At 58.3% G+C, this 1,191-nt stretch carries 2 protein-coding genes; both read left to right on the top strand.

The annotated features are described in order from the left end of the window. Window positions 1-254, top strand: a 254-nt coding sequence (gene lspA / locus MHM85_RS18295; RefSeq protein WP_239286593.1) for a signal peptidase II, incomplete at its 5' end; no start/stop codon positions are given. 21 nt (window positions 255-275) lie between these two features. Further along, on the top strand, window positions 276-1,191 hold a 916-nt coding region (locus MHM85_RS18290; protein WP_239286592.1), incomplete at its 3' end, for an ISL3-like element ISPpu12 family transposase.

Below are 1,191 nucleotides of genomic sequence, written 5' to 3'. Positions count from 1 at the left end.
TGATCCTTGAAAATCGTCATAAAGGAGAAGCCATCGCTTACAGTCTTATCCTCGGTGGCGCCATGGGCAACCTGATTGACCGGGTCTTTCGCGGCTATGTTGTGGATTCCTTTGATTTCTATTGGCGCGACTGGCATTGGCCGGTTTTCAACCTGGCTGATATTGCAATTGTCCTCGGTGCCTTACTTTTCGTTTCCGGCAGCTTGTTGGGTAAAAAAACAAACACCAATGCCGAGCCGGATGGATCTGACTGACACCTACGCCTATACAACACCATGACCGAACTTCCCGACAACATCTTTCACCTGCCGCAATACCAAGTACTGGGCTGCAAATCAACCGACGACGAAATGCACTTCCAGGTGGACGTGCCCGATCCGATCGCCTGCGAGGAATGCGGCGTGCAGGGTGAGTTCGTGCGGTTCGGCAAGCGTGATGTTCCCTATCGTGATCTGCCCATCCACGGCAAGCGGGTCACTCTCTGGGTGGTCCGCCGCCGATACACCTGCCGGGCCTGCAAGACAACATTCAGGCCCCAGCTACCGGAGATGGTGGACGGATTCCGTATGACACTGCGGCTGCATGAGTACGTGGAGAAGGAATCCTTCAACCACCCCTACACCTTTGTGGCGGCACAGACCGGCCTGGACGAGAAGACGGTGCGCGACATCTTCAACGCCCGCGCCGAGTTCCTGGGGCGCTGGCACCGCTTCGAGACGCCCCGCATCCTGGGCATTGACGAGCTATACCTGAACAAGCGCTACCGCTGCATTCTGACCAACATTGAGGAGCGAACCCTGCTCGACCTGCTGGCCACCCGCCGCCAGGACGTGGTGACCAACTACCTGATGAAGCTGAAAGACCGGCAGAAGGTCGAGATCGTCAGCATGGACATGTGGAACCCCTACCGGGCAGCGGTCAAGGCTGTGCTGCCCCAGGCCCGTATCGTGGTCGATAAGTTCCATGTGGTGCGCATGGCCAACGATGCCCTAGAGAGAGTGCGCAAGGGCCTCAGAAAGGAGCTGAAACCGTCCCAGAGCCGGACTCTCAAGGGCGACCGGAAAATCCTGCTGAAACGCGCTCACGAAGTCTCAGACCGGGAGCGCCTCATCATGGAGACCTGGACAGGCGCGTTCCCGCAACTGCTGGCCGCCTACGAGCACAAGGAGCGCTTCTACGGCATCTGGGACG

The organism is Halomonas sp. McD50-4 (assembly GCF_022348135.1).
GTDB classification, from domain to species: domain Bacteria; phylum Pseudomonadota; class Gammaproteobacteria; order Pseudomonadales; family Halomonadaceae; genus Vreelandella; species Vreelandella piezotolerans.
This window is presented reverse-complemented; position numbering and strand designations above follow the sequence as displayed.